This window comes from Butyrivibrio sp. XB500-5, from assembly GCF_003625505.1.
GTDB lineage: Bacteria > Bacillota > Clostridia > Lachnospirales > Lachnospiraceae > Butyrivibrio.
Genome location: NZ_RAIS01000001.1, coordinates 208,091 through 232,439 on the forward strand (window position 1 = coordinate 208,091; position 24,349 = coordinate 232,439).

Genomic DNA, 24,349 nt, shown 5'->3' on the forward strand with positions numbered 1-24,349 from the left:
ATATTCCCCGGCAAATATGGATTATAGAAACAGATTAAGAACAAATGCCGTCGCAGCAAGGACTACAACACAGCCCTCGAGGACATAGCTAAAAAGAACCAGAGAACGTCTTACTTTAAGTCTTCTTCCCGCCTCAGATAAAAGTCCGTCGAGCTCCCTCTTAAGGTTGAAGGTATTACCATCCTCAAGTCTCTTCATGCCGACTTTTACAAGAAACTGAATAGTGAGTTCCTCTTTGCATTCCGCGCAGTTCTCCATATGACTGAGAAAATCGGAAAGATCGCGATTGTCGAGATCGTCATCCAGAAATAATGGAATTAACTTTTCAGCATCTTTACAAGTCATATAAAGCTCCGCACGTCAAATTACTAACCATTCAACATGTTGTATGGCAGAACGTGCAGCTGCAATCTGTCTCTACAACATCTAGAATACTACAAAAGAGTGTTATTTACAATAATTCCGAGCATTGTAAATACTGCCGGATCAGATCACGGCAACGATAGAAACTTCTCTTCTCGAAGAGAGGTCAACGAAATTCTCACCGCATCTGATAACGGGTCTTGAGAGGTGATCGGGATTAACGAACACGATCTCTCCGGTCTGACCGGTACTGAGCATAACCCTGTTGGCGATAAATGTATTAACTATATTGCTAAGGAAGGTCATGATAACGTTGGGATCAAACTTGTTGATGCCCTCTTCCTCAAATCTTGAGATTACGGTGAACGGGCAGATAGGCGCTCTGTACGTCTTCTTGGCAGTCATTGCCTCATAGATGTTGGCAACCGTAACAATGGATGCTATCTCATCAATCTGCTCTCCCTTTAAGTGGAAAGGATAACCTGAGCCGTCTCTGTACTCGTGGTGCATAAGGATACAATTCTTGATCCTGGGATCGATATCCTTATCCTTGACGAGCTCATATCCCTTAACCACATGGTCTTTCATGAATCTCTCTTCGTATTCGGTATACGCATCTCTCTTGTTGAGTAGATCGGGTGGCATAAGAACCTTACCGATGTCATGCAAAAGGCCTCCGGCGGTAGCAAGCTGCACCTTTTCCTTAGGGAGTCTCATCCATGTTGCGATGGTATTGCATATAAGAGATACATTAAGGCTGTGCATATATACAGCATCGCTGTTGTCTCTGAGGTTATGAAGCATATCGAAAACACCTGCAGTTCCGCCCGCCTCAACAAAGAGATGATAAACGGGTTCTGTCAGCTTCTCTATATCAAGAGACATTTTCTCATTGACAATAAGCTTAAATGACTCTTCAAGCTGACGCGCATTATTCTCAATATCCTGCTTGAACTTAATGAAAGCCTCGGAATTGCGGATTTTCTCGGCATATGAATAGTCAGGCTGTTTCTGTACCTGCTCTTCGCTCTTGTCGGGAACCGGCTGTTTCTCATCTTCTACGAAAATATTGTACAGAGAATGTGACTTGATCCTATGAATGTCATTCTCATCAAGCACCGTTCCTTTCGGAAGTACAAGTCTGTCATCGATTGTATAGATATTCTCGGAAACCATAAGGCCCGGTTCAAGGTTGTCTACTGAAATCAGTTTCATTTCTTTTTCCACCTAAATTAAGAGATATAGAATCATTATATCAGCATTTTTTATTTTTTGTGATAAAATGATGATATTCGCAATAAATCTAGCAAGATATGACAGTTTTGCGGTGTGACAGCTGCATAAACGCATAAAAAGGATAAAAAATGTCAGCAAAAGATGATAGTCTCAGATGGAAATTAAAAGATGAACAGCATGTGATCCAAGACGAATGGATCGATTTCAGGAAAAATATCTATGAACTTCCAAATAACGAAGAGATAGGCCCTGTCTACAACTTTTCCAAGCACAGCTTCTCTCTCATCGTCGCCACCGACGAAAACGGCAAGTTCATCTGCGTGCGCCAGTACAGACACGGCATTGATGAAATCTGCACCGAGTTCCCTGCTGGAGGAATCGAATACAAGGAAAAGAGTGATGTTCCATATATTACCAAAGGAAACATAATCGCGACCGAAGACGATGCTTTCGCAGCAGCCAAAAGAGAGCTCATTGAAGAGACCGGATATACATCGGATGAATGGACTCATCTTCTGACTCTTCCATCCAATGCCACAATATCCAACAGCAATGTACATATTTACGCTGCAGCAAACTGCAAGCATGTCGCTTCTCAGGAGCTTGACGACTCCGAGTTCCTCGATGTTCTGCTTCTTGATGAAAAAGAGCTTGTGAACAGGATAAACGGCGGTGATTTCAAGCAGGCTCTCCATGTACTTGCATATTATCTTTATAAAGAAAGGTGCAATTGAAATATTAAATAAGCCTTGATAATAGGCTCCCCGTGTGATATATTATGTAGGCGTGCTGCAATCGGCATTGCCGATGCATTCGCATCATTTTATTATATTTGTAAAAGCCGGCATGTCGGAATGGCAGACGATGCAGACTCAAAATCTGTTGTGGGTAACCACGTGTGGGTTCAAGTCCCACTGCCGGCAGTAAAAAACCTCTACCATTTACTTGGTAGAGGCTTTCTTTTTTTATCTATTACATTGCAAAAGCAACTGTTCCTAAATATTCTGTGGCTATCTGAACTTTACCCTTTGTTACTACTGCATCATATGAATGGACCTCACCTGTAACCGTTCTCACATATACTGTTATTGTCTTTCCTTCATAAGACTTATCGAGAGTAAATGTGTATTTAGCAGGTGTTTCCAGTTTTGTAAGGCTTACTCCCGCTGCATAAGCTCTGATAAAGAGAGAACCTTCAATCGGAGTTTTCCCGGACTCAGTTATTGCTGTATTAAGAGCCTGTGCTATTTTATCAAGTCCGTTGATTGATTTTCCGTTTCTGTCAAGAGCAGGAACAATTGTTGCTGTTATCTTGGATGAATAGCCCTTAGGAGCACTTGCGGAACTCAGATCAACAGCAACCTTCATTAACTTTCCATTTGAATCTTTTACTAACACACTAGATGAACCTGAATTATTGGATATAGCTGCAAAATAAGCGTTTGATGTATCAGATTTGTAAACATTAGCATAATCTGTCGTGGTTGTTACATATGCTTCCTGCGAATTATTGTCATCTGATGATGCACTACTCTTTGTACTGGAAGACTCTGCGTCCGATGATGTACTACTGCTATTATTGGTATCAGAAGACGCTGAATCTGATGAAGGCTTTGCACCGGCTGTAATTATGACTTTACCTTTATATACATATCCTCCTTCAGCAGATGTATCTACTATTCTTCCTACTTCACCAAAATGAATATCTGTTCCATAATAACCTTGATTAAGAATTGAGCCATCAGAAGGTAATGAAATATAACTTTCATTAATGGTAACTGTTCCACCAACTGCAGCTAGAGGAGAATGAAATCCTGTAGCATCGTAGTTCTTAGCATCAGCTGTAACATTTGAATTATTGATAACAATATTATGATTTCCGTATCCACCCATGGCATGGGAAGATATCTGTTCGACACTACCGGCTGCAATAGTATCGGTACTGGTTACATTCGAATCAGTGATAATAACATTTCCCTCTGTTCCTTTACCGTCTTTGCCACCGTTTATGCCATCAGCTGCTACAGTTGAATTTATTATCTTCACATCCCCATCAGCAGAAATAGAACCGCTTGTAGTAATGTTAGAATTATCAATTGTCAGATCGGCATCGGTTGAAGGGCCATCTGTACTTACTTCGATGTTTCCGGAAACTGAAACAGGATTATCATTTGTTGTAATAGTAATATCATCATCAGCCACGACATTACCATTTACATTATCTGTCAAAGTTAGTCTGCTATCGTCCGAACTCCAGGTAAAGCCTTCGCCGCTATCAATATCATCATTAAATACATTGGTATCTTCACCAACATACCCTGATGTTCCTGCATAAACGGTTATCGGAGAACCGGCAAGACTTGCTACAACAAATCCACTCATAATTTTTGCTGCTACCAGATATCCTTTCATAAAAAATCCACCTCCTAGTATTGATTTTTCATCGTTATTATATCTGCACAATGTCCACGTCGGCACTATATGCAAATATATCTTTGTCATTTAGTACACAGCCGGTAACTAAGTAGTCCATTCCGCTTGTTCCGAGGGCTTTTTTGCCCTTGAGGATAAGGTGGACTTTTTTATCTTCCGTCATGTATTCTTCTGAGACAGTCTTGTTATCCTTGGAATCTTCGAGCATCTTCTTAAAATCTCCGATAAATGCCGGGATTATGACCGATCCGATACCCTGCCCGACTGTCGGGCCGTAAATGCCGATTATTTCATGAAGTAATAACTTTCTAAGTTCATCCATAGGTTGCCTCTCATATTACTGCTGAATTGTCTCTACAATTGCGGGAAGAAGCTGCTTCTTACGTGAAACAACTCCGGGTAATTTCGCCGTATCTCCTGTCACATTGATTCCGAATGCATTATTCAAAGTATGCTGAGCCTTGGCGCCTTCAAATATGATCTCAGATGACTCCTCTATGATATTCGTAAGCATAAAGAACAGCATATCAAGGCCGTCTTCCTTTGCTACATTGGAAAGCTCGGGTTCAAGTTTCTTTTTGATCTCAACAAGTTCTTCTGCGCTCATCGAATTGATCTGACCGATTCCGATAGTAAGATCGTCTACAGTAAACTTCTTAAAGTCCTGATGAAGTATCTCACCGGCGGACTTTCCGCTGAGATTAGATCCGGCATGGAACATCTCTTTTGCGAACTCTTCAAAATCCACACCTGCTATCTTGGCAAGCTCTTCTCCTGCATTCTTATCTATTAGAGTGCATGTAGGAGATCTGAACATAAGTGTATCCGAAAGGATCGCTGCTAGAAGAAGTCCTGCAGTTGTCTTATCTATATCAACACAGTTTTCCTTATACATCAAATAGATGATAGAACATGTTGAGCCAAGAGGCTGATTTCTAAAGAATACAGGGCCTGCAGTCTCGATCGTACGAAGTCTGTGGTGATCCACTATCTCTAATATTTCAGCTGAATCGGCGCCGTTTACTGCCTGGTTTTTTTCATTATGATCAACTAAGATGAGCTGTTTCTTTTTAGCTCCCAAGAAGTTACGTCTACTGATCATTCCGATGTAATGATTGCTCTTATCAAGGATCGGGAAGTATCTGTGACGGGTCTGCGCCATAACATCCTGAATATCCTCGATGTAATCGTCCATGTGGAAATGAACGGTACTGTCTTTTTTCATGACATGTTCAATCGGAATACTCTGATTTATAAGCCTTGCGACGATAAATGTATCGTGCGGCGTTGTTATTATCTTGGTTCCATGCTCTTTTGCCTGTGTCTGAATGGTCTTTGCAACTTCGGCGCCTTCACAGACTATGATACATCCCGCATTCATCTCAATGGCACAAAGCTGAGTCTCATAGCGGTTTCCAAGTATAACTACATCGCCCTCATTTATAAGATTTTCCATGATCTCGGGACTTGCGGCCGCAATAACTACTTTTCCTTTTGTAAGGTTATCGCTTATATCTCCGACGATGAGCTCCCCATCGATAGTCTCAACAATATTCTTATATGAAGTGTGAGCCTGTGAAAGAATACCCGGATCTATAACATCCATATATGTTTCTACAATATCATTGGTAGTAACGATACCGCTAAGTTCATCGTTCTCAGTGACGCACAAGGTCACAACCTCGGCGTCTCTCATTTTTGCCCAGGCTTTCTTAAGAGAAAGATCGGAGCCGACTCCCTCAAGAATCCTTATCTCCATGTCGCGCACCTGCGTCCTGACATCTTTGATGTAGGCCGGTACTTCAACACCAAAATGAGACAGAACAAACTGAGTTTCCTCATTGAGGTGTCCTGCTCTGCACGCTATATACTCATCCCCTGTTATCTTACTTTTGAGATTAGCGTAAGTTATTGCCGCACATATCGAATCCGTGTCGGGATTCTTGTGTCCTATGACAATTACAGGTCTATTCTGCTTTTCCATACATGTTCTCCCAAAAATGAAAACGCAAAAATGCGTTAATACTGTTATATACAATATTAACGCATTTATGGTTACATTTTCTATAGTTTTTAAAGATATTTATGAGATCACTCTACAGCGGAATAACATGCAATAGTTTTTTCGCAATCGCTTTCGGACATACATAAAACAGAGACATATCCCATAAAATCATTTTTTATAAACTTAAACTCTTTCGTATGGGCACCGGCGCCATTTAACAAAGTAATCTGTATATCTTTAACAATAGCGGGCCTTCCGCAAAATTCTCCTTTGGAAACGGTTATATCTACGTCCTTTGCCTGCTCATACGTGCTCAAATAATAATCCTTATCTTTTTGAATCTGGTCTTCTCTTGATTCGCTCTCGCAAAACTGCTCAATTATTTCATCCTCGGTTTTGCCGGCATATTTTAAGAATATAATGCCAATGTTACGGATTACTCTAAGTTGGGTTATACCGATATTGGCGTCTGTAAGTTCGGTTTCAGCGAGCATCTCAGTCCTGGGTTTACTCGAATCAATATCTTCTTTGAGCTTTTTATCAAAATCATCGGATGATGAGCCATCACCGCCTGCAAGCTCCTCTTTTGATAAAAATGTATAATTTGAAGGTTTGTTAAACTTAATGCCCACTGAATGGCTGATAAAAGTATCTCCGTCATATTCGGGAACCTCATAAGGTGCTCTGTCCTTAAGCACGTCGTGACCGGAACTATTTGAATCACTTGCTTCCTCATCGGACTTATCGGAAACTTCCTCGGCCACTTCGCTATCCTCTTTTTCTACTGCTTCAGTTTTCTCTTCAACAACCGTTGAAGTATCCTGTGAAGCATATTCAGTTGTAGAGACTCCTATAGTGGGATCTTCAGGCTGTGAATGAGTCATCTTGTAATTGGCAAGCGTAATAAGAAGAAGCGCCGCCACAACGGCTCCGCCAATATATAACCATTTCTTGTTAATTCCGCCCATAGTCTGCGGAACCTGCATATTCGGATTAATCTGTCCGAAAGGATCGTTCTGAAAATTCTGTTCGGGCTGAACGTTCATATTGGGCTGAACGCCAACGTTAGGCTGAACGTTTACATTATTCTGCATTCCCGGATTGGGCTGAACGTTTGCGCCCGTCTGCGCACCGGCATTAGGCTGAGCATTTGCATTCGTCTGCGCACCGGCATTTACCTGCACATTCGCATTATTCTGCATGTTAGGAATGTACTGCGCATAAGGATTGTTCTGCATGCGCTGCTGCGCATTCATCTGTGAATACTTCTTTTCAAGAGCCTCAAGGCTCATTTCAGTATCCTGCTGCGGATTATTCTGATTATTCATTTTTTACTCCCTCAACAATAATAATATATTTCTTTTTTCAAAGTATAACATGACACTTTTGTGAAGTAAATGTTAATTTTGTTATTTTTATAATAAAAAAGAAGGTGATATTAAAATCACCTTCCATCAGATGCTCATCATGCAAATTGACTGTTATACAGCTCGAAATAAAAGCCTTCCTTGGCCAACAGTTCTTTGTGATTGCCCTGCTCGATAATATGTCCGTCCTTCATTACAAGAATAACGTCCGCTTCGCGGATCGTCGAAAGTCTGTGAGCAACAATAAAGCTTGTTCTACCGCTCATCATCTTGTTAAATGCCTTCTGGATCCTCATCTCCGTATTGGTATCAATTGAAGATGTCGCCTCATCAAGAATCAGCATAGGCGGGATGTTGAGCATAACTCTGGTAATGCATAGGAGCTGTTTTTGTCCCTGAGACAGATTACCTCCGTTCTCGGAAATAACTGTATTATAACCATCCGGAAGTCTTTTTATAAAGCTATGCGCATGCGAAGCCTTGGCTGCTTCTATTATCTCCTCATCGGTAAAGCCGTCTCTTCCTAGCGTAATATTTTCTTTTATCGTACCGCTTCTAAGCCAGGTTTCCTGAAGAACCATTCCGAAGTTATTTCTAAGATTCGCTCTCTTTATATCCCTTATATCTGTTCCGTCTATGCAGATCTTGCCCTTATCAACGTCATAAAATCTCATAAGTAGATTGATAAGCGTTGTCTTTCCGCTTCCTGTAGGACCTACGATTGCTACTCTCTGTCCCTTCTTAATATCAAGATCAAGGTCTTCTATAAGACTCTTATTCTTATCATAAGAAAAGGCTGCATCCTCTATAACTATGTCTCCTTTAGGCTCAAACGCCTTCGGAGCATCGGAAGGATCCGGAATCTCAGGTTTTTCTTCGATAAGAGCAAATACTCTTTCGGCACAAGCAAGCGCATTTTGAAGTTCGGTAACAACGCCGGAGATTTCATTAAACGGCTTGGTATACTGTGTTGCATAACTTAAAAAGATAGTAAGGCCACCGACAGTCATCCTTCCCGTAATACAAGCAAATGCTCCGAAAAGAGCTACTGCCGCATAAACTATATTGTTGATAAACCTGGTTCCCGGATTGGTAATGGCAGAAACAAATACAGCTTTGACAGAAGCATCGAAAAGCTTGTCATTAACGTCATCGAAGACTTCCATGTTTTCATCTTCATGCGCAAATGCCTTAACCACGGGAAGATTCCCGATCATTTCATCGATAAAGCCCGTCTGCTCAGATCTAGCCTCACTTTGTCTTTTGAATAATTCAAAAGACTTATTTGCAATAAATCTTGCAAGCAAAAGTGAAAGCGGCGTTAACGCAACTACCACTATCGCGATCCTGAAATTAAGATAAAACATAAATACTAAAGTTCCGACAATGGTGACTATTCCGGTAAACAGCTGTGTGAATCCCATTAAAAGTCCGTCGGCAAAAAGATCGACGTCAGCTATGATCCTACTCACAATATCGCCTGTCTTAACCTTATCAAGATATTCAAAAGGCAAAATCTGAAGTTTATCAAAAGCTTCCGCTCTTACATCTCTCACCACTTTAAAAGTGATAGCGTTATTGGCTTTATTCATTATCCACTGCGAAGCAGCTACAATTCCGATAACTATCAGCATCTTGAGAAGAATAAAAGATACTCCCTCAAAATCAACATTATCTTTTCCGACAATACAATCAACCGCATTACCGGCAAGGATCGGAACATACAAAGAAAGTGTAGCCGTAAGTACAGCCAATATCATTGATAAAAGAATGAGCCCGCGGTATTTTCCGGCATGTCGCAGTACTTTTTTAAGTGTCTTCTTTTTCATACCGCTCCCTCCTGCTTAAACTGAGAATCATAAATTTCCTTATAAAGCTCGCAAGAAGTAAGGAGCTCATCATGCGTTCCCATTCCTGCGACAACGCCGTTATCAAGGACTATTATCTTGTCGCAGTCATGAACGGAAGATGTTCTCTGAGAAACAATAAATGTCGTCGGAGCGTTCTCCATATTTGAGATCGCATGTCTTAAATTTTTATCCGTAAGAAAATCAAGCGCAGACGCACTGTCGTCAAGAATAAGTATTTCCGGTTTTTTTACAAGCGCACGCGCTATCGTAAGTCTCTGTTTCTGACCTCCGGAGAAGTTTTTACCTCCCTGTGAGACCATATGATCAAGCCCGCTTTCTTTGCCGCGAACTATTTCTTCTGCCTGTGCAATCTTAAGAGCGTAATAAATGTCTTCATCCGTAGCCCCGGCGTTACCCCAGCGCATATTGTCCCTGATCGTACCGTGGAAAAGAACTGCCTTCTGCGGAACAATACCTATTCTCTCGCGAAGTGCCTCAAGCTTATATTCTTTGACGTCTTTTCCGTCAATTACAACGCTTCCTTCTCTTACATCATAAAATCTTGGGATTAAATTAATAAGCGTCGATTTACCGCTACCGGTTCCACCGATGACGCCAATCTTCTCGCCTCTTTTAACCTCAAAGCTCACATGCTCAAGCGAATCCTCGCTGTCTCCGACGTAGCGCATACATGCATCATTAAATACAATATGAGTCTCTGTCTTATCAAAAACATCCAACTCGCCATCCTTCATTGAGGGCTTAAGCTCGAGAAGCTCTTGCACTCTGTTACCCGATGCAATTGCCTTGGTTATTGTAAGGATCAGATTGGCAAGCTTAATAAGCTCGATAAGAATCTGGGACATATAGTTATATAGCGCAACAACCTGACCTCGTGAAAGCTCACCGATATTTACAAGCTTAGCACTCTTATATATCAGATATGCGATCGCTAGATTAAGTATCGTAAAGGTCAGAGGATTCATAAGCGCACTTACGCCGCCCACATGCTCCTGAAGAGACATCAGCTCGTTGTTACTCTTATTAAATCCGTCTTTTTCTCTTTTCTCAAGGCCAAAGGCTCTGATAACTCTTACACCAGTGTGGTTCTCACGCGTAAGCCTAAGAAGAGTATCCAGACCGTCCTGTATCTTCCCGTATCCGGGAATGCTCCACGCCATTATCGCTCCGACAACGGCAAACAAAAGTATGATCGTAACAACAAAGATAAGTGCCTGCCTAAAGTCGATGGTAAACGCCATTATCATGGCACCAAATACAACAAAAGGAGATCTTAAAAGAAGTCTTATCGTCAGATTGACTCCCTGCTGAACCTGATTGACATCGCTTGTCATACGCGTGATCATTGCGGAAATTCCGACTCTGTCCATATCGGAAAACGAAAGACTTTGTATATTGGAAAAAAGAGCTCTCTTAACCTTCCTGGCAAATCCCGCAGCGGCTTTTGCCGCAAAATACTGCGCTGTTATCGCAGTTATAAAGCCGATAACACAAAGCACAATGAGGATCGCACACATCTTAATGACATATCCTCTGTCACCGTTTGCAATTCCGTTGTCTATCATTGAAGCGATGACAAGCGGAACAAGAAGCTCAAACGATGCTTCGAGAAGTTTAAAAAGAGGTCCGAGGATAGTCTCTTTTTTATAATCCTTTAAATAAACAAGAAGTTTCTTCACTTTTCCACCCCAAATCAATAATTTATTCTAAGTCCCTTAGGATAATGATTTTTGATCATCCCTCCCGAAGCTTTACCCCATCCGATACTGTAACCGTCCGTAGTAACAAGGCACCAGCCTTTCTTGATATCTTCGGTTATACGAAGTGTCTGACCGTTTAAATAAGCCTTGATATCTGCAGAATCGGAAGGTAAGTCGAAGCTCGCATTAACGTCCTCAGTTCTTAGAAAAAGAGCCAGCGCATGATTGGGCTCAAACCTGTCTTTTATTATCTCTCCCAAATGAAGGCCCGTTCTTAATACCTTAAGACCATTTACTGATGGCATAAACGTCGGTTCAAGAAAAAGCTGTTTGCCAAACATGATTATATTCTTGGATTCCATGAGCTTTTCCAAAACACCTTTTTTAAGTGTCTCATCGCAAAAAGCATAAAAAGGCTTTAAGACATCTTTTTTTACCGGAACATTCTTTCCACCGGGGATATATCTGTTTCCGTCGTTTACAAGCTCTCCGTCTCTTTCAAGCACACACAGGAAATGTCCTTCCCCATGATCCTTGTGAGGCCACAATCTCCTTCTGTCCACTTCCTTGAAATCCGGATGCCTGTTTACAAAAGCATATATATTATCTTCGTTCTCTTCCTTTGAAAAAGTGCAGGTCGAATAAACGATGCGCCCTCCCGGAAGAAGCATTTTGGATGCAAGATCCAAAATCTCTGCCTGTCTTTTAGCACAGGCAAGAACATTGTCAACGCTCCATTCATCTGCGGCATTATCGTTCTTTCTGAACATTCCTTCGCCGGAGCAAGGAGCATCTATAAGGATCTTATCAAAATATCCTTCAAACACTTCGGACAAATGCTGCGGTGTCTCATTAAGCACCATAGCATTTGCGATGCCAAGCCTTTCGATATTAAGAGATAATATCTTGGCTCTGTCTTTATTTATCTCATTTGTCACAAGAAGGCCTTGCCCTTTTAGCTTGCAAGCTATCTGCGTGGTCTTTCCTCCCGGAGCAGCACACAGATCAAGTATCTTATCTCCGGGCTGTACATTCAGATAGCTTACGGGTGCCATTGCACTCGGTTCCTGAATATAATAAAGCCCTGCTTCATGATATGGATGCTTACCGGGAGTCGCATCCTCAGCATAATAAAATCCCGTCTCTTCCCACGGGATATTTCCTGTTATATAGGGCAGGTTCTTAATAAAAGAAACATCGCACTTAAGAGTATTGGCTCTTAACGCATAATATCTTCTATCCTCTTCAAAAGCCGTAATAAAGGCATTATATTCTTCTTCACCAAGGAACTGTTTCATCCTCTCTTTAAACTTATCAGGTAACAATAAACAACCTCCAAAGAATAATAAGCTTATTTCCAAAAAGATAAAAAAGCTGCCCGTAAAAAGGCAGCCCGTATATCATTATTATTTGTGCTCTTTAATATATTTCTTGATCCCCTTAAAAGTCTCGGGACTGATTATATGCTCAATCCTACAAGCATCTGTCTCGGCAGTCTCAGCATCAACACCGGCTGTAAGCATAAGAAACTTGGTAAGATTGGTATGCTTCTCGTAGACAGCCTTGGCAGTCTTCATACCTTCTTCGGTAAGAACAAGCTCACCATCGTTTTCTACTGTAATAAGACCGTTATCCTTGAGTATTCCGACAGCTCTGGATACGCTTGGCCTTGAATAGTTAAGCTCATTGGCAACATCTATAGAACGTACTGTGCCGTTACGTTTCTTCAAAATGTATATTGTCTCGATATAATCTTCACCGGATTCATGCATATTGTTAACCCTTTCCAAAAGAGGCCACTTTGCTTATCGCAAAGTGGCCTCTCCACTACATTTTCAAAATTGATGGCCAAATATAATGCTAAGCATTATTATTTAGCAAAGTCTGTTGCTCTGCTCTCTCTTATGATATTAACTTTGATCTGTCCGGGATATTCCATCTCGTCCTCGATCTTCTTGGCGATATCACGAGCCATGAGCACCATGTCTGAATCTGAAACCTGCTCAGGAACAACCATTACTCTGACTTCTCTACCTGCCTGAATAGCAAATGAGTGATCAACACCCTTAAAGCTATTGGTTATGTCTTCGAGTTCTTTAAGTCTTGATGTGTAAGTCTCTAATGTTTCTCTTCTTGCACCGGGTCTTGCTGAAGAAATAGTATCAGCAGCCTGTACAAGTACAGCGATAAGTGACTGCGGTTCTACGTCACCGTGGTGAGCCTCAACGGCGTTGATAACAACCTGAGATTCTTTATACTTCTTACAGATATCAACACCAAGCTGGATATGTGAGCCTTCAAGCTCATGATCGACAGCTTTACCGATATCATGCAAAAGTCCTGCTCTCTTAGCAACTCTGACATCGAGTCCAAGCTCGGATGCCAACAGTCCGCAGAGCTGTGCTACTTCAACAGAATGCTTAAGGCAGTTCTGTCCATAGCTGGTTCTGAACTTCATACGTCCAAGAATCTTGATAACTTCGGGATGAAGGCCGTGAACTCCCGCCTCGATAGCGGCATTCTCACCTTCTTCTTTGATCTTGGCAGCAACTTCTTTCTGTGCCTTCTCAACCATCTCCTCAATTCTTGCGGGATGGATACGTCCGTCCACGATAAGCTTCTCAAGAGCTATACGTGCAACTTCACGACGAATAGGATCAAATCCTGAAATAACTACAGCTTCAGGTGTATCATCAATAATAAGATCTACACCGGTCATAGTCTCGAGAGTTCTGATATTTCTACCCTCTCTACCGATGATTCTGCCCTTCATCTCATCATTGGGCAACTGAACAACAGAAATGGTAGTCTCGGAAACATGATCTGCTGAACAACGCTGAATAGCATTTACAACAATTTCCTTAGCTCTCTTATCTGCTTCTTCCTTAGCCTCAGCTTCCATAGTCTTGATCATGACAGCTGATTCATGCTTTACATCATCTTCAACAATCTTTAAAAGATACTCTTTTGCTTGCTCGGAGGTTAAGCCAGAGATTTTTTCAAGTTCCTGTATCCTCTGTTCGTTAAGCTTCGTAACCTCTTCGTTCTTCTTACTCAAAGCCTCTTCGCGGGCGTTTAAGCTTTGCTCTTTCCTTTCGATCGCTTCGGACCTTTTCTCGACGTTTTCCTCTTTCTGCTGAATACGTCTCTCAGTACGCTGAACCTCATTTCTTCGGTCCCTGACTTCCTTTTCGAGATCATTACGTGTTTTCAGTGCCTCTTCCTTTACTTCAAGAAGTTTCTCACGCTTCGTTTCTTCGGCAGTTTTGAGTGCTTCGTCAATAATTTTTCTTGCCCTTTCTTCAGCGCTACCGATCTTCCCCTCAGTAACCTTTTTGTGATAACCGGTTGCCAAAAACCAAGTTAAAATAGCTGAAAGAACAAGAGTCACTACTGCAGTAATAACAACATAGGTCATTACAGGAGCACCTCCTTATTCAATTTTCATTGTACAATATTTTGTATAGTGGGTATAAAAAACTCGCACTAATATACAATTTTACAACACTTAAATTTTACATTTTATAAATAACAGTGTCAAGGTCAAACGCCTTGCCAACTGAATCTTTAAGTATTTTCTTGCTATTTGATAAAACGTTTAATCAATGAAAATGAATATTGTGCTTTTTTTTCATAATTTTATCTTCCGCTTAGCTGACAATTTTTATATATATAACTTCTGTTACTTTGCCACCCTCCTTCTTTAATTCCACATAGAAATCCTCAGGGTTAATAGCATAATAAGTTGAATACACACGGGTATTTTCCTTTAAACCATTGTCAATAAGAGCCTTTACCGCTTCCTCATAAGACATTCCCACGCTAGCTCCGAAAATTGAAAAGTTATCCGTTTCCTTTAACTGGGTAACAAAAAAACCGTCTCCGTAAGCCGATCCTAAAATCTCTACAGCGCCGTCACAAAGATAGAAGCACGTTCCGGCATCTTGATCAGAGTCTACAACCGTTGTATTAAGAGCATTGGCAAGTTCCTGTTCAAGATCACCTCCATACTCAGAAGTAAGCTTATCAGTATAATCCATTATATCCACGTCAGACTCACTTGTAGAATCATTCGAACTTTCCTCCGTAATCTCATACATAGAATCATCAGAAGAAAGTGTACTACTATTTCCCCCATCATTAGATGAACAGCCGGCGATCAATATAACACATGTAAGTCCTGCCGTTAAAAGCCTCTTTCTCATAGCATTTTTCCGCCTTTACTTTATCATCATTTAAAAATTATGTCCTTAGCGCGGGTATTATTATAATAATTCTGTAAATCCTCCTGAGTACCATCATAATACTCTCTATTATCCTTGTTTGAACTTCTTCTGTATGAATGGATTACTTTACCGCTCTGTCCGTTGTCAATCTCGATATAGTCCTTGTGCTCAAGCATTGTTCCATCCTTCGATAAGAAATATGTCTCAAAAGTGAACTGGGTAGAATTAGCAACAATAACACCATTACTTGTTATAGCTATTGGATCATGTGCATCAAGCGTGCCGGCAAGATACACCTTATCACTATCCTCTTTCTGAGTGAAGAATCGCACATCTTCAGCGGTAAAACCACCATTTCCATCTTTAGCGATTCCATCCATTGCTATTGCCAGAACCATAATATTACATCCCTGAACATTAACATATGTAGAATGATTAAAGCCGTTTTCTTTGTAAGCCTTTCTTACCTCCTCAAGACTTTTATAATTAGAAACATAACCAATTTCTCCATTGTAATCGCTATCAGACAAAGATGAATCATTCTGTTCCATAGGAACTTCTACTTCCTGAACTGTCTCAGTCCCCACTGTATCGGGAGCTGTATTATCTCCTGTTGACTGTGTGCTACCACATCCTGTCATTGCAAGCATACCTGCAAAAATAAGACCTGTAGCAATCTGTACTCCTCTTCTCTTCATTTTTAAATTTCTCCTTTCATTTATAAAGCGTTATATAAAAAGGCATGGGGTATGCATATACAAGCCCCATACTTTTATCCGAATTATTATTCATTGGCCATAAGTTATGTAAATCAACCTATAGTCCTTCCCCAAAAACAACAACATGTTAACTTACGGTATTATAACACGTAACGATTCATCCCGCAAATCGTAACAACATTCTTATTCAAAATAAATATCGTCGTTATTAATAGCACCTCTGATGGCATCCATGGGATAGCCTTTCCTTAACAAAAATGCTATTATCTTCTGTTTATCTTTATAATCCATGGATGGGTCATAATGTTTCTTAACGAGAAGCTTCTTAATCTGATCCAACTCAGCTTCACAGCCCTCTTCATATGTAAACTCATCAAGAACATTTTGAATAATGTCCTTGGGCACTCCTCTCGAAATAAGATCCTGTTTGATCCTATTTCTGCTGCGAAGCTCTATATTATAAGCAACATAGTCACGCGCATATCTCTCATCATCAAGATATTTGTATGACTTAATGTATTCTATCGCAGCATCAATGATATCATCGGAATACAGGCCATCAGCAAGCTTATCCCTAAGCTTCTTCTCCGTATAGTCCTTCTTTACAAGAAGTTCCATAGCTCTCTTGGTGGCCCTTTTGGGTAAAAGAGATCCGGTAATTTCATTGTATGTTTCTTCCGAAATTTCCTCACCTTCTTTAATCCCAAAACTACGAAGTTCGCCCTTGTATAATACAAAGGCGAACTCACCGTCAATAAATATTTTATTTCTCTTTTTATCGAATTCTACAATACTTGATATTATCACTTTGAAGCCTTCGTTTTCTTAGGTGTCTCCGCGTCATCTGCTTTGGGAGCAGTGGTCTTAACGTCTGACTGAAGTCCGTAGTGTGCTCTTACCTTAGCCTCGATCTCATCCTTGATCTGAGGATTGTTCTCAAGATACAACTTAGCATTCTCTCTACCCTGTCCGATCTTCTCGTTTTCATACTGATACCAAGCACCGCTCTTGTTAACGATATCAACATTGGCAGCAAGATCGAGAATATCACCTGTTGAAGAGATTCCCTTACCGAACATGATATCAAACTCTGCCTCTTTGAAAGGAGGAGCGATCTTGTTCTTAACGACCTTAACTCTTGTTCTGTTACCGATGTTCTCGCCGTTCTGCTTGATAGCCTCAATACGACGAACATCCATACGAACCGATGAATAGAATTTAAGCGCACGTCCGCCTGTGGTTGTCTCGGGATTACCGAACATAATTCCAACCTTCTCACGGAGCTGGTTGATAAATACAACCGTACAATTAGACTTACTGATAACTGCTGTAAGTTTACGAAGAGCCTGTGACATAAGTCTTGCCTGAAGACCAACATGAGAATCTCCCATGTCTCCGTCAATCTCAGCCTTGGGAACAAGAGCTGCAACAGAGTCAACGACTACTATATCGATAGCGCCGGAGCGAACCATTGTCTCAGTGATCTCAAGGGCCTGCTCACCGCTGTCCGGCTGTGAAATATAAAGGTTATCAATATCTACACCGATATTCTTGGCATATACGGGATCAAGAGCATGCTCTGCATCAATGAATCCTGCAATTCCGCCTCTCTTCTGAACTTCTGCGATCATATGAAGAGTAACGGTTGTCTTACCGCTGGACTCGGGTCCGTATATCTCAATAATTCTTCCCTTGGGAATACCACCGAGGCCGAGAGCAATATCAAGGCTGAGTGAACCTGTAGGGATAGTCTCTATATTCATTGTGTCGGTAGAATCACCGAGCTTCATAACAGCTCCCTTACCAAACTGCTTCTCAATCTGTCCGAGTGCCGCATCGAGTGCTTTCTGCTTATCTTCTCTTTCCATACACATCTCCTTCTTAGAACATCCGTTCTGTATATAAATTATACTAAAACAAACGTTCGATTATGTCAACATATTTTTTTATAAATTTACAAATAAATGAAACTTCGGCTGAAACGCCGTAAGAATCGCCCCGATAACATACAAGTCATTGCTCATGAAGAACAATGACTTGATAACCTTATCATATATGTTTTAAATAAACAACTTAAGATTTTCTTAAGACGAAATCTCATCAATTGATCATCGTAACGTCATACACTCTGCAAAGAGAGCTGTATTCGGCGTTGATAAGCTGAACCATCTCCGCATCACCGCTGACATTGTCCGGATGGAACATCTTCATAAGATCCTTGTAGCGTTTCTTAAGCGTCAGAGCGCTGTTTACCCCTCTAAACAGAAGATCCAGAGCATCATACTCATTTTCTCTCTGATATGCTTTCTCACGCTCCAGTCTGACATATTCTCCTTCGAGCTTTTTCTTGTCGCTGTTGAGCTGATCAAATCCATTGTTGAGAATCTTGAGTCTTTGATCAAACAAAGCCTTGTCGTTATTAAGCTTTCTACTCTCGGTATCAAGCTTCTTCTCGGCTTCGTCAACACGGTCCTTAAAGGATCTCTCATCGGCTTCAAGTTTGGCGTAACGCTCGGAAAGAGCACTCTCCTGGTTCTCGAGTCTCACACTCTCCTTAAAGAGCCATAGCCTCAGCTCGTTAAGTTCATCCTCGGTACCGTTTAAGATAATTTCTTCAAGGTTTCTCTTTTCTTCCATTGGGCCCCTCACCTTCTGGACGACTTACTTCTCCTCACCCTCATCGGGAAAAGCAATCTCTACTGCATCGTCATCATCCATAAAATTTTCTTTTTTGGCTGAAAAACGGTCCATAATATCGGGCACGAGATCAAGAACCTTGTTTACAACATCCTGATTCTTGATATTAACTAGTTTGGTAGAACCATTCTTTATAACAAGAACAGCGCTCGGTGACATCCTGGCACCGAATCCGCCTGCTCCGCCATTCTTTTTATCACTGTCGTTGGAACCTGCACCGACACCAAATGATACATCAACAAGCGGTAACACTATGGTATCTTCTATTTTGGTAGGTTCTCCGACAACTGTCTTGGTAGCAAGGATTGAATTCATACCATGAAGTAAAGACTCAACTACGCTGTTAAAATTACTCTCTCCCATAAAAACCTCCAAGATTAAATCTATCTTTCGGATATCTTCTTAAATCTGGCAATAACCTTTTTGACATCCTTGTTGAAATAGCAAACGCAAACACAATATAAAACAGTAAATAATGTTATGTGTCCCTTTAGATGTATATCGGCTTCGATTATCTTTTCATTAAAATCAGGGACAAACACAAGCTTATTCTGAAAAAACGAATACATCATTCCGTATACGGCCATGATATCGGCTTCCCACGCGGGATCTCCGACTCCGAGATAAAGTCTTGAATTACTTTTATCCGGCATTATCATCTTAAGAAGCCTTATAAGCTTGCCTTTAACCAGGCTGTAAGCCCTCTTGAAAACTTCACTCTCAAGGGTGGACTTAATCATATTTATCTTACCACAAACTCTAGATATTGTATATTTTATTTTTCGGAACACATTTTGTGGCGTTTTTATAAGCTTTATGATAAAAGAAATAACGTGTTCCACTATGTCGAAGATTGTTTTTTCTTCATCTACTACTTCCGAATAAGAGATTTCTGCGACACTTGTGTCATTTTCTTCCTCGGATCTCTTTTTGTCCTCTTTTTTTTCTTTAATTTCAAAAGAAAGATCGTCTTTATCTTCTATTTTTGCTTCCGATGCTTCGAAATTTGGCTCTTCATCTTTCTTTCGATCTTTGTTTTTCTTTTTTTCAGGTTTTTCTTTTCTCGGAAAGACCTTGATACCGAAAGTCCTTATGACAAACGTGTCATCTTTATGATGAATATATTTGCCGCTAAGGATATGTAAAAGCCAGTGGAATCTGATCGCAAACTCTATTCTGTCGCTGTCGAAATCTTCTCCGAATCTCATTGTCGGAACATCACCGTCAATCTTGTATCTGATGGGTACAAACAACAATAGCAAGATGAGAAAAAGAAGTACGGCAAGAATAACAAGTATCGTGATCCCAACTATTTTAAGTACCGATAAAATCACTGCCAACATATATACTCCCAAGTTAAGTCTTTATCACGCATTCTTATCGAGATATTCAATGAGCTGCCCTTCCATTCCGGCCTCGCAAGCTCTGTTGGAAATATCAACGACCATATCGAGCGCCTCTTCATAGCTTCCCGCAATTCCGTATATATATGCAGGATGCTCTCTGTAATACGCTTGCTTAAGGAATGCGGAATGAATGATCTCAAGCTGATCATTCTCATTCATCGCCCTGACAAGGCAAAAAATGGTGAACTGCCCGCTCCCATGGTATAACTTCCACTTAACAAGAGAATGTCTTTTTACTGTTTTTCCAAAGTACAGATTCTTATAAAATGTGCAGAATCCATTTTTTTTCATAAAAATACAATTCTCCCCAATTATCGAATTGACCTACATGCTCCTGTTTATGTATAGTAGGATATATAGGGGTTATACAAAACTTCTTCAACAAACATTTTAACACATGAAAAAAGTTTATGGAATTGCGACGGGACGCAAATTGGGAGGTCCTTAACATGAAGGTAGTTGCACGTATTGAATTAAAGCCGGGAATGGTGATCGCAGAAGACATTCTCAATTATAAAAACGAGATCATTGTTATGGCCGGCACAAAAGTCACAGACAATATCATCAAAAAGCTTGCAAGACAGTCCATCATCGCCGTTCCGATCAAGGAAGAGATCGATTATTCCACCACTCACTTTGAAAAAGTGCGAATGACAGACGGATTCAAGAACTTTGAATCAATCTACAACATATATTTCCCTGTTTTCAAAACATGTATGCTGGGTGCAGTAGATAAAAGCCAGCAGATCAACCTCTCGCAGTTAATGGAGATCTATAAGAGTATAATCGCCGGTGTTAAGAGCGGAGAACAGCTTCTTGACTATCTGTACAATCTTATTCCGGATGAAAACGATATGACACTTTGCCATTGTCTTAACTCCGCACTTATCGCGGGTGTATTTGCCACATGGCTCGGTCTTTCAAACAAAGACAGCACTCTTCTTATCGAGTGTGCGTTTTTATATGATATAGGTAAATTCAGCATTCCTTATCAGATACTATGGAAACCTCAGAGACTCACTCCCGAAGAGTACGCTCTTGTACAGGAGCACACAAGAATAGGCTATGATTTCCTAAAGCAGGTCGGCTCTTTTAACCATCACATATTAAGAGCAACGCTTCAGCACCATGAAAGATGTAACGGAACAGGCTATCCTGCTTCATTGACCTCCTCTGAGATCGATAAATTCGCCAAGTATATTGCGATCATCGACACATATGAAGCCATGACTTCACCGAGAACCTACAGAAATAAGCTGCACCCGTTCCAGATCATTGCCAACTACGAAAACGAAGGCTTTGAAAGATATGATGTTCAGGCCCTAAAATCCATTCTTTCTCATATCGCAGCTTCACAGCTTGGCTTTAATGTGCAGCTCAGCAATGAGAGACTCGGAACCGTAATATTAATAAATGAGAAGGCGCTCTCACGCCCTCTCATCAAATTAAACGAAGATAATACGCTTATAGACCTATCAAAAGAAAGAAACATCAGGATCACTCAGGTCTTTTAAGCTCTTTATTCCTCTCCGAAATATGCATCGAATATTCTCTTTGCTATCGGAACGGCATAGCTTCCGCCGCTTCCCGCTTCTTCAACTATTATGGTCACGCAGATCTGCGGATCTTCAGCGGGGGCATAGCCCGTAAACCAAGCATGAGAATCTTTGACATCATTAAATTCAGCAGAACCGGTCTTTCCTGCCGCAGTGTAGGAAAGGCCTTTTAATTTGCTCGCAGTACCCTTTTGAACAACCTGTTCCATCATTGAGCGAAGTATCCTTGCTTCCTCACTGCTCATAAACCTCTTGTATTCCTCAGGAGAATATGTCTTTATTTCCTTGCCGTCCTCACTCTTTACATTGCTCACAACATAAGGCTTCATAAGCATACCGTCGTTTGCGATCGCACATGTGATCATGTTGAGGTGTTCGGGAGAAATTGAAGTTTTACCCTGTCCGATGGACAACTGCATCACAGCATTGGGATCGTGATTCTTGGGATAAGACGAAGAACTCACCGCAAATCTGCAAAAATCAAGAGGTAGATCCTGATTAAACATAAGATCGTCAAGTACAGCGTCAACAGTCTCTCCTTTTAAGCCCACACCGATATTGGCAAACGATGAATTACATGACTTGGCAAAAGAGGTCTCAAGATCGAGAGTTCCGTGTTTTTCGCCATGATAACAAGAAATCGTGTTTCCTTCATAGTCGAATCTTCCGCCACAGCTAAAACTGTAATTCATGTAATCGGTCGGATGCTCCTTCAAATAAGAAAGTGCCGTCACTATCTTAAAAGTCGATCCCGGCGGATATTTTCCCTGAGTCGCTCTGTTAAGGAGCTTAGCATCAGGTGATTTATCCTGAATAAGCTGATCCCACTCTTGTTCCAGAGTATTAGGGTCAAAATCTGGCTTTGAGACCATTGCAAGGATCTCACCCGTCTTTGGATCAGAAACAACAACCGCACCCTTTCTTGAAGAAAGCGCTGAATATGCAATCTCCTGAAGATGAACATCGAGCGTTGTTGTCACGTTGTCAGCAGGGTACTTCATTCCCTTTGTATCATAAGCGACCTTCTTTGAAAGATCGATATTAGTGTTTATCAGGTAATAGTTTGAAAAACCTTCTATTCCGGCTTTTCCTTTTGATACATAACCTACTATATGTGAAAACTCATTACTATACGGATATACTCTTACTTCTTTTCCGTTTTCGTTCTTTTCCGAATAAGCAAGAATATCTCCGTCTCTTGAAAGGATCTTACCACGCTGATTCTGCTTAAGAAGTATCTTTTGCCTTGTATTATGGTCGTTATTTATAAATTCCTGTTTATGAGTAAGCGAATAATGAGCGATATATCCGATCATACCGACAAACAAAAGAACATATATGCTTGTCAGAACGATTATCGGATAAGACCTTACTCTTCTTCGTCTGTTAGTACTCTTCGTCCTCGTATCTTTCATATCTGTTTCTTTTCCTCTCGTAATAGCGTCTTTCTTCCAGGTATTCCTCATACCTTTCATCCGAACCGATCATACAGATGCCTTCAACAATCATAATCATAACAATGGTGACCAGAACCGACGATCCACCGTAACTTAAAAGAGGAAGAGTAACACCCGTAAGCGGAATAAACTTACATCCTCCGCCGATCGTAAGAAAAGTCTGGAAGATATATGATATGCCGATACCACATATGATCATCCTGTAAAACTTATCATGAATGTAATAGCCTTCCTGCATGATAAGAAGGAAAGTGCTTAAGCATACAAGTACCATCAGTATGGAAAAAAGAATTCCCATCTCCTCTGCAATTGCTGAAAAAATAAAATCCGATTCAACAAACGGTATTGTCTTCGGCGACCCGCCGTATAATCCAAGGCCGAACATTCCGCCGCTACTTATTCCGAAAAGAGACTGCGAAAGCTGATAGCCCGTGTTTGTTATATCACTGAACGGATCGAGCCACGCATGTACTCTTACTCGAATATGTGCAAACAACCTATAAGATACGGCACTTGCAAACGTCACAAAGGCAAGTCCCATAATGAATAATCCGATATTCTCCGTCGATATGTAAATAAGTGCAAGATACAACATAAAAAAGATCAGTGCACTTCCAAGGTCTTTTGACAGAACAAGTATGATAACATGAACGGCCGCGACAGCCGATGCTATCAGGATATCCACTATTCCTTCCGCCTTATACAGCGCTCCCGCCATAAAGAACAGGAACAATACCTTTACAACTTCCGAAGGCTGGAAAGCTATTCCCATTATCGAATAATTAAGCTTTGATCCGTTGATCGCAACACCAAGCACCAAAACCGCTCCTATCGCTGCGATTCCGACAGCGGCATAGATCCAGGTAAACCGTTTTAGGAAGTTAAACCTGAAGATCATCTCGGGAATAAAAAAGCCTATCAAAAAAGATATTGCCACGATAACAAACTGCTTGACCGCCTTCTCATACGAAAGCCTCGTCAAGATCACCACTCCTATCATCAGAAGCAGACAACAGTTGTTTATGATAAGCCTGTTTCCGTCCGGATAAATGAAATAAAACAGCATAAGCACGGCGGAAAAAACAACTATCTGAAATGCAAAGAAAAACAGATAGAGTACCTTTCCGGTCCTTGCAATTATCTGGATAAAACAAGCAATCTGGATCATGAATATCAGCATGATCTGTGCTACATATATTTTAGTCCTTGCTTCTCTGCTCCTAAGTCTAAACGCCATAAATGCCGTGACGGTATACAAAAGCAGCATTATCGCAATGACATATTTAGATATTTCTGTTACATATAACTCCATT

Annotated in this window: 23 protein-coding genes and 1 tRNA gene; 3 read left to right on the plus strand and 21 right to left on the minus strand. The window is 40.9% G+C overall.

The window, feature by feature from the left end; translation table 11 throughout:
- Window positions 1-21: 21 nt before the first annotated feature.
- Complete coding sequence (locus D6856_RS00940) at window positions 22-345, minus strand: zf-HC2 domain-containing protein (protein ID WP_092243479.1); 324 nt, start codon at window positions 343-345, stop codon at window positions 22-24.
- Between the two features lie 141 nt (window positions 346-486).
- The gene (locus tag D6856_RS00945; RefSeq protein WP_120685355.1) at window positions 487-1,578 is read right to left on the minus strand and encodes an HD-GYP domain-containing protein; all 1,092 of its coding nucleotides are present in this window, start codon (window positions 1,576-1,578) and stop codon (window positions 487-489) included.
- Between the two features lie 149 nt (window positions 1,579-1,727).
- Here D6856_RS00945 and D6856_RS00950 point away from each other — a divergent pair, with 149 nt between their 5' ends.
- Window positions 1,728-2,333 (plus strand): NUDIX hydrolase, encoded by a 606-nt coding sequence (locus tag D6856_RS00950; protein ID WP_120685356.1) that lies wholly within the window; start codon window positions 1,728-1,730, stop codon window positions 2,331-2,333.
- A 106-nt stretch (window positions 2,334-2,439) separates the two neighbouring features.
- Window positions 2,440-2,522 (plus strand) — tRNA-Leu (locus tag D6856_RS00955).
- Window positions 2,523-2,571: 49 nt separating this feature from the next.
- On the opposite strand, the gene D6856_RS00960 is transcribed toward D6856_RS00955, so the two are convergent.
- The 17 genes from D6856_RS00960 to D6856_RS01040 form a co-directional block, all read right to left on the minus strand.
- Entirely contained in the window at window positions 2,572-4,011 is a 1,440-nt protein-coding gene (locus D6856_RS00960) for a hypothetical protein (protein ID WP_120685357.1), read from the minus strand.
- Window positions 4,012-4,048: 37 nt separating this feature from the next.
- The gene (locus tag D6856_RS00965) at window positions 4,049-4,354 is read right to left on the minus strand and encodes a hypothetical protein (RefSeq protein WP_120685358.1); all 306 of its coding nucleotides are present in this window, start codon (window positions 4,352-4,354) and stop codon (window positions 4,049-4,051) included.
- A gap of 15 nt (window positions 4,355-4,369) precedes the next feature.
- Complete coding sequence (locus D6856_RS00970) at window positions 4,370-6,016, minus strand: putative manganese-dependent inorganic diphosphatase (RefSeq protein WP_120685359.1); 1,647 nt, start codon at window positions 6,014-6,016, stop codon at window positions 4,370-4,372.
- Between the two features lie 107 nt (window positions 6,017-6,123).
- Window positions 6,124-7,365: a hypothetical protein gene (locus D6856_RS00975; protein WP_120685360.1), complete on the minus strand. Its 1,242-nt coding sequence runs from the start codon at window positions 7,363-7,365 to the stop codon at window positions 6,124-6,126.
- Between the two features lie 137 nt (window positions 7,366-7,502).
- Entirely contained in the window at window positions 7,503-9,233 is a 1,731-nt protein-coding gene (locus D6856_RS00980; RefSeq protein ID WP_120685361.1) for an ABC transporter ATP-binding protein, read from the minus strand.
- On the minus strand, window positions 9,230-10,954 hold the full coding sequence (locus D6856_RS00985; protein ID WP_120685362.1) for an ABC transporter ATP-binding protein: 1,725 nt from the start codon (window positions 10,952-10,954) through the stop codon (window positions 9,230-9,232). The genes D6856_RS00980 and D6856_RS00985 overlap by 4 nt, the downstream gene beginning before the upstream one ends.
- 14 nt (window positions 10,955-10,968) lie before the next feature.
- Window positions 10,969-12,300, minus strand: coding sequence for an RsmF rRNA methyltransferase first C-terminal domain-containing protein (locus D6856_RS00990; protein WP_199704097.1), 1,332 nt, complete (start codon window positions 12,298-12,300; stop codon window positions 10,969-10,971).
- Between the two features lie 81 nt (window positions 12,301-12,381).
- Window positions 12,382-12,765 (minus strand): metal-dependent transcriptional regulator, encoded by a 384-nt coding sequence (locus D6856_RS00995; RefSeq protein WP_330392936.1) that lies wholly within the window; start codon window positions 12,763-12,765, stop codon window positions 12,382-12,384.
- Between the two features lie 80 nt (window positions 12,766-12,845).
- A complete protein-coding gene (rny, locus tag D6856_RS01000; RefSeq protein ID WP_120685363.1) occupies window positions 12,846-14,393 on the minus strand; it encodes a ribonuclease Y in 1,548 nt (515 codons plus the stop codon).
- A gap of 232 nt (window positions 14,394-14,625) precedes the next feature.
- Entirely contained in the window at window positions 14,626-15,180 is a 555-nt protein-coding gene (locus D6856_RS01005) for a hypothetical protein (RefSeq protein WP_120685364.1), read from the minus strand.
- A gap of 26 nt (window positions 15,181-15,206) precedes the next feature.
- Window positions 15,207-15,899: a hypothetical protein gene (locus tag D6856_RS01010; protein ID WP_120685365.1), complete on the minus strand. Its 693-nt coding sequence runs from the start codon at window positions 15,897-15,899 to the stop codon at window positions 15,207-15,209.
- 204 nt (window positions 15,900-16,103) lie between these two features.
- Window positions 16,104-16,727, minus strand: a complete 624-nt coding sequence (locus tag D6856_RS01015; RefSeq protein WP_120685366.1) for a regulatory protein RecX — start codon at window positions 16,725-16,727, stop codon at window positions 16,104-16,106.
- On the minus strand, window positions 16,724-17,788 hold the full coding sequence (recA, locus tag D6856_RS01020; RefSeq protein ID WP_120685367.1) for a recombinase RecA: 1,065 nt from the start codon (window positions 17,786-17,788) through the stop codon (window positions 16,724-16,726). The genes D6856_RS01015 and recA overlap by 4 nt, the downstream gene beginning before the upstream one ends.
- Before the next feature lie 232 nt (window positions 17,789-18,020).
- The gene (locus D6856_RS01025; protein WP_092243523.1) at window positions 18,021-18,557 is read right to left on the minus strand and encodes a hypothetical protein; all 537 of its coding nucleotides are present in this window, start codon (window positions 18,555-18,557) and stop codon (window positions 18,021-18,023) included.
- Window positions 18,558-18,581: 24 nt separating this feature from the next.
- A complete protein-coding gene (locus D6856_RS01030; protein WP_120685368.1) occupies window positions 18,582-18,980 on the minus strand; it encodes a GerW family sporulation protein in 399 nt (132 codons plus the stop codon).
- A 20-nt stretch (window positions 18,981-19,000) separates the two neighbouring features.
- Entirely contained in the window at window positions 19,001-19,960 is a 960-nt protein-coding gene (locus D6856_RS01035) for a hypothetical protein (protein WP_120685369.1), read from the minus strand.
- Window positions 19,961-19,984: 24 nt separating this feature from the next.
- Complete coding sequence (locus tag D6856_RS01040) at window positions 19,985-20,314, minus strand: hypothetical protein (RefSeq protein WP_120685370.1); 330 nt, start codon at window positions 20,312-20,314, stop codon at window positions 19,985-19,987.
- 158 nt (window positions 20,315-20,472) lie between these two features.
- Here D6856_RS01040 and D6856_RS01045 point away from each other — a divergent pair, with 158 nt between their 5' ends.
- Entirely contained in the window at window positions 20,473-21,537 is a 1,065-nt protein-coding gene (locus D6856_RS01045; protein ID WP_158588788.1) for an HD-GYP domain-containing protein, read from the plus strand.
- Window positions 21,538-21,542: 5 nt separating this feature from the next.
- Here the strand turns inward: D6856_RS01045 and D6856_RS01050 are convergent, their stop codons facing one another.
- Entirely contained in the window at window positions 21,543-23,045 is a 1,503-nt protein-coding gene (locus D6856_RS01050; protein WP_243113981.1) for a peptidoglycan D,D-transpeptidase FtsI family protein, read from the minus strand.
- Window positions 22,966-24,348, minus strand: coding sequence for an FtsW/RodA/SpoVE family cell cycle protein (locus D6856_RS01055; protein WP_120685373.1), 1,383 nt, complete (start codon window positions 24,346-24,348; stop codon window positions 22,966-22,968). The genes D6856_RS01050 and D6856_RS01055 overlap by 80 nt, the downstream gene beginning before the upstream one ends.
- Window position 24,349 lies beyond the last annotated feature (1 nt).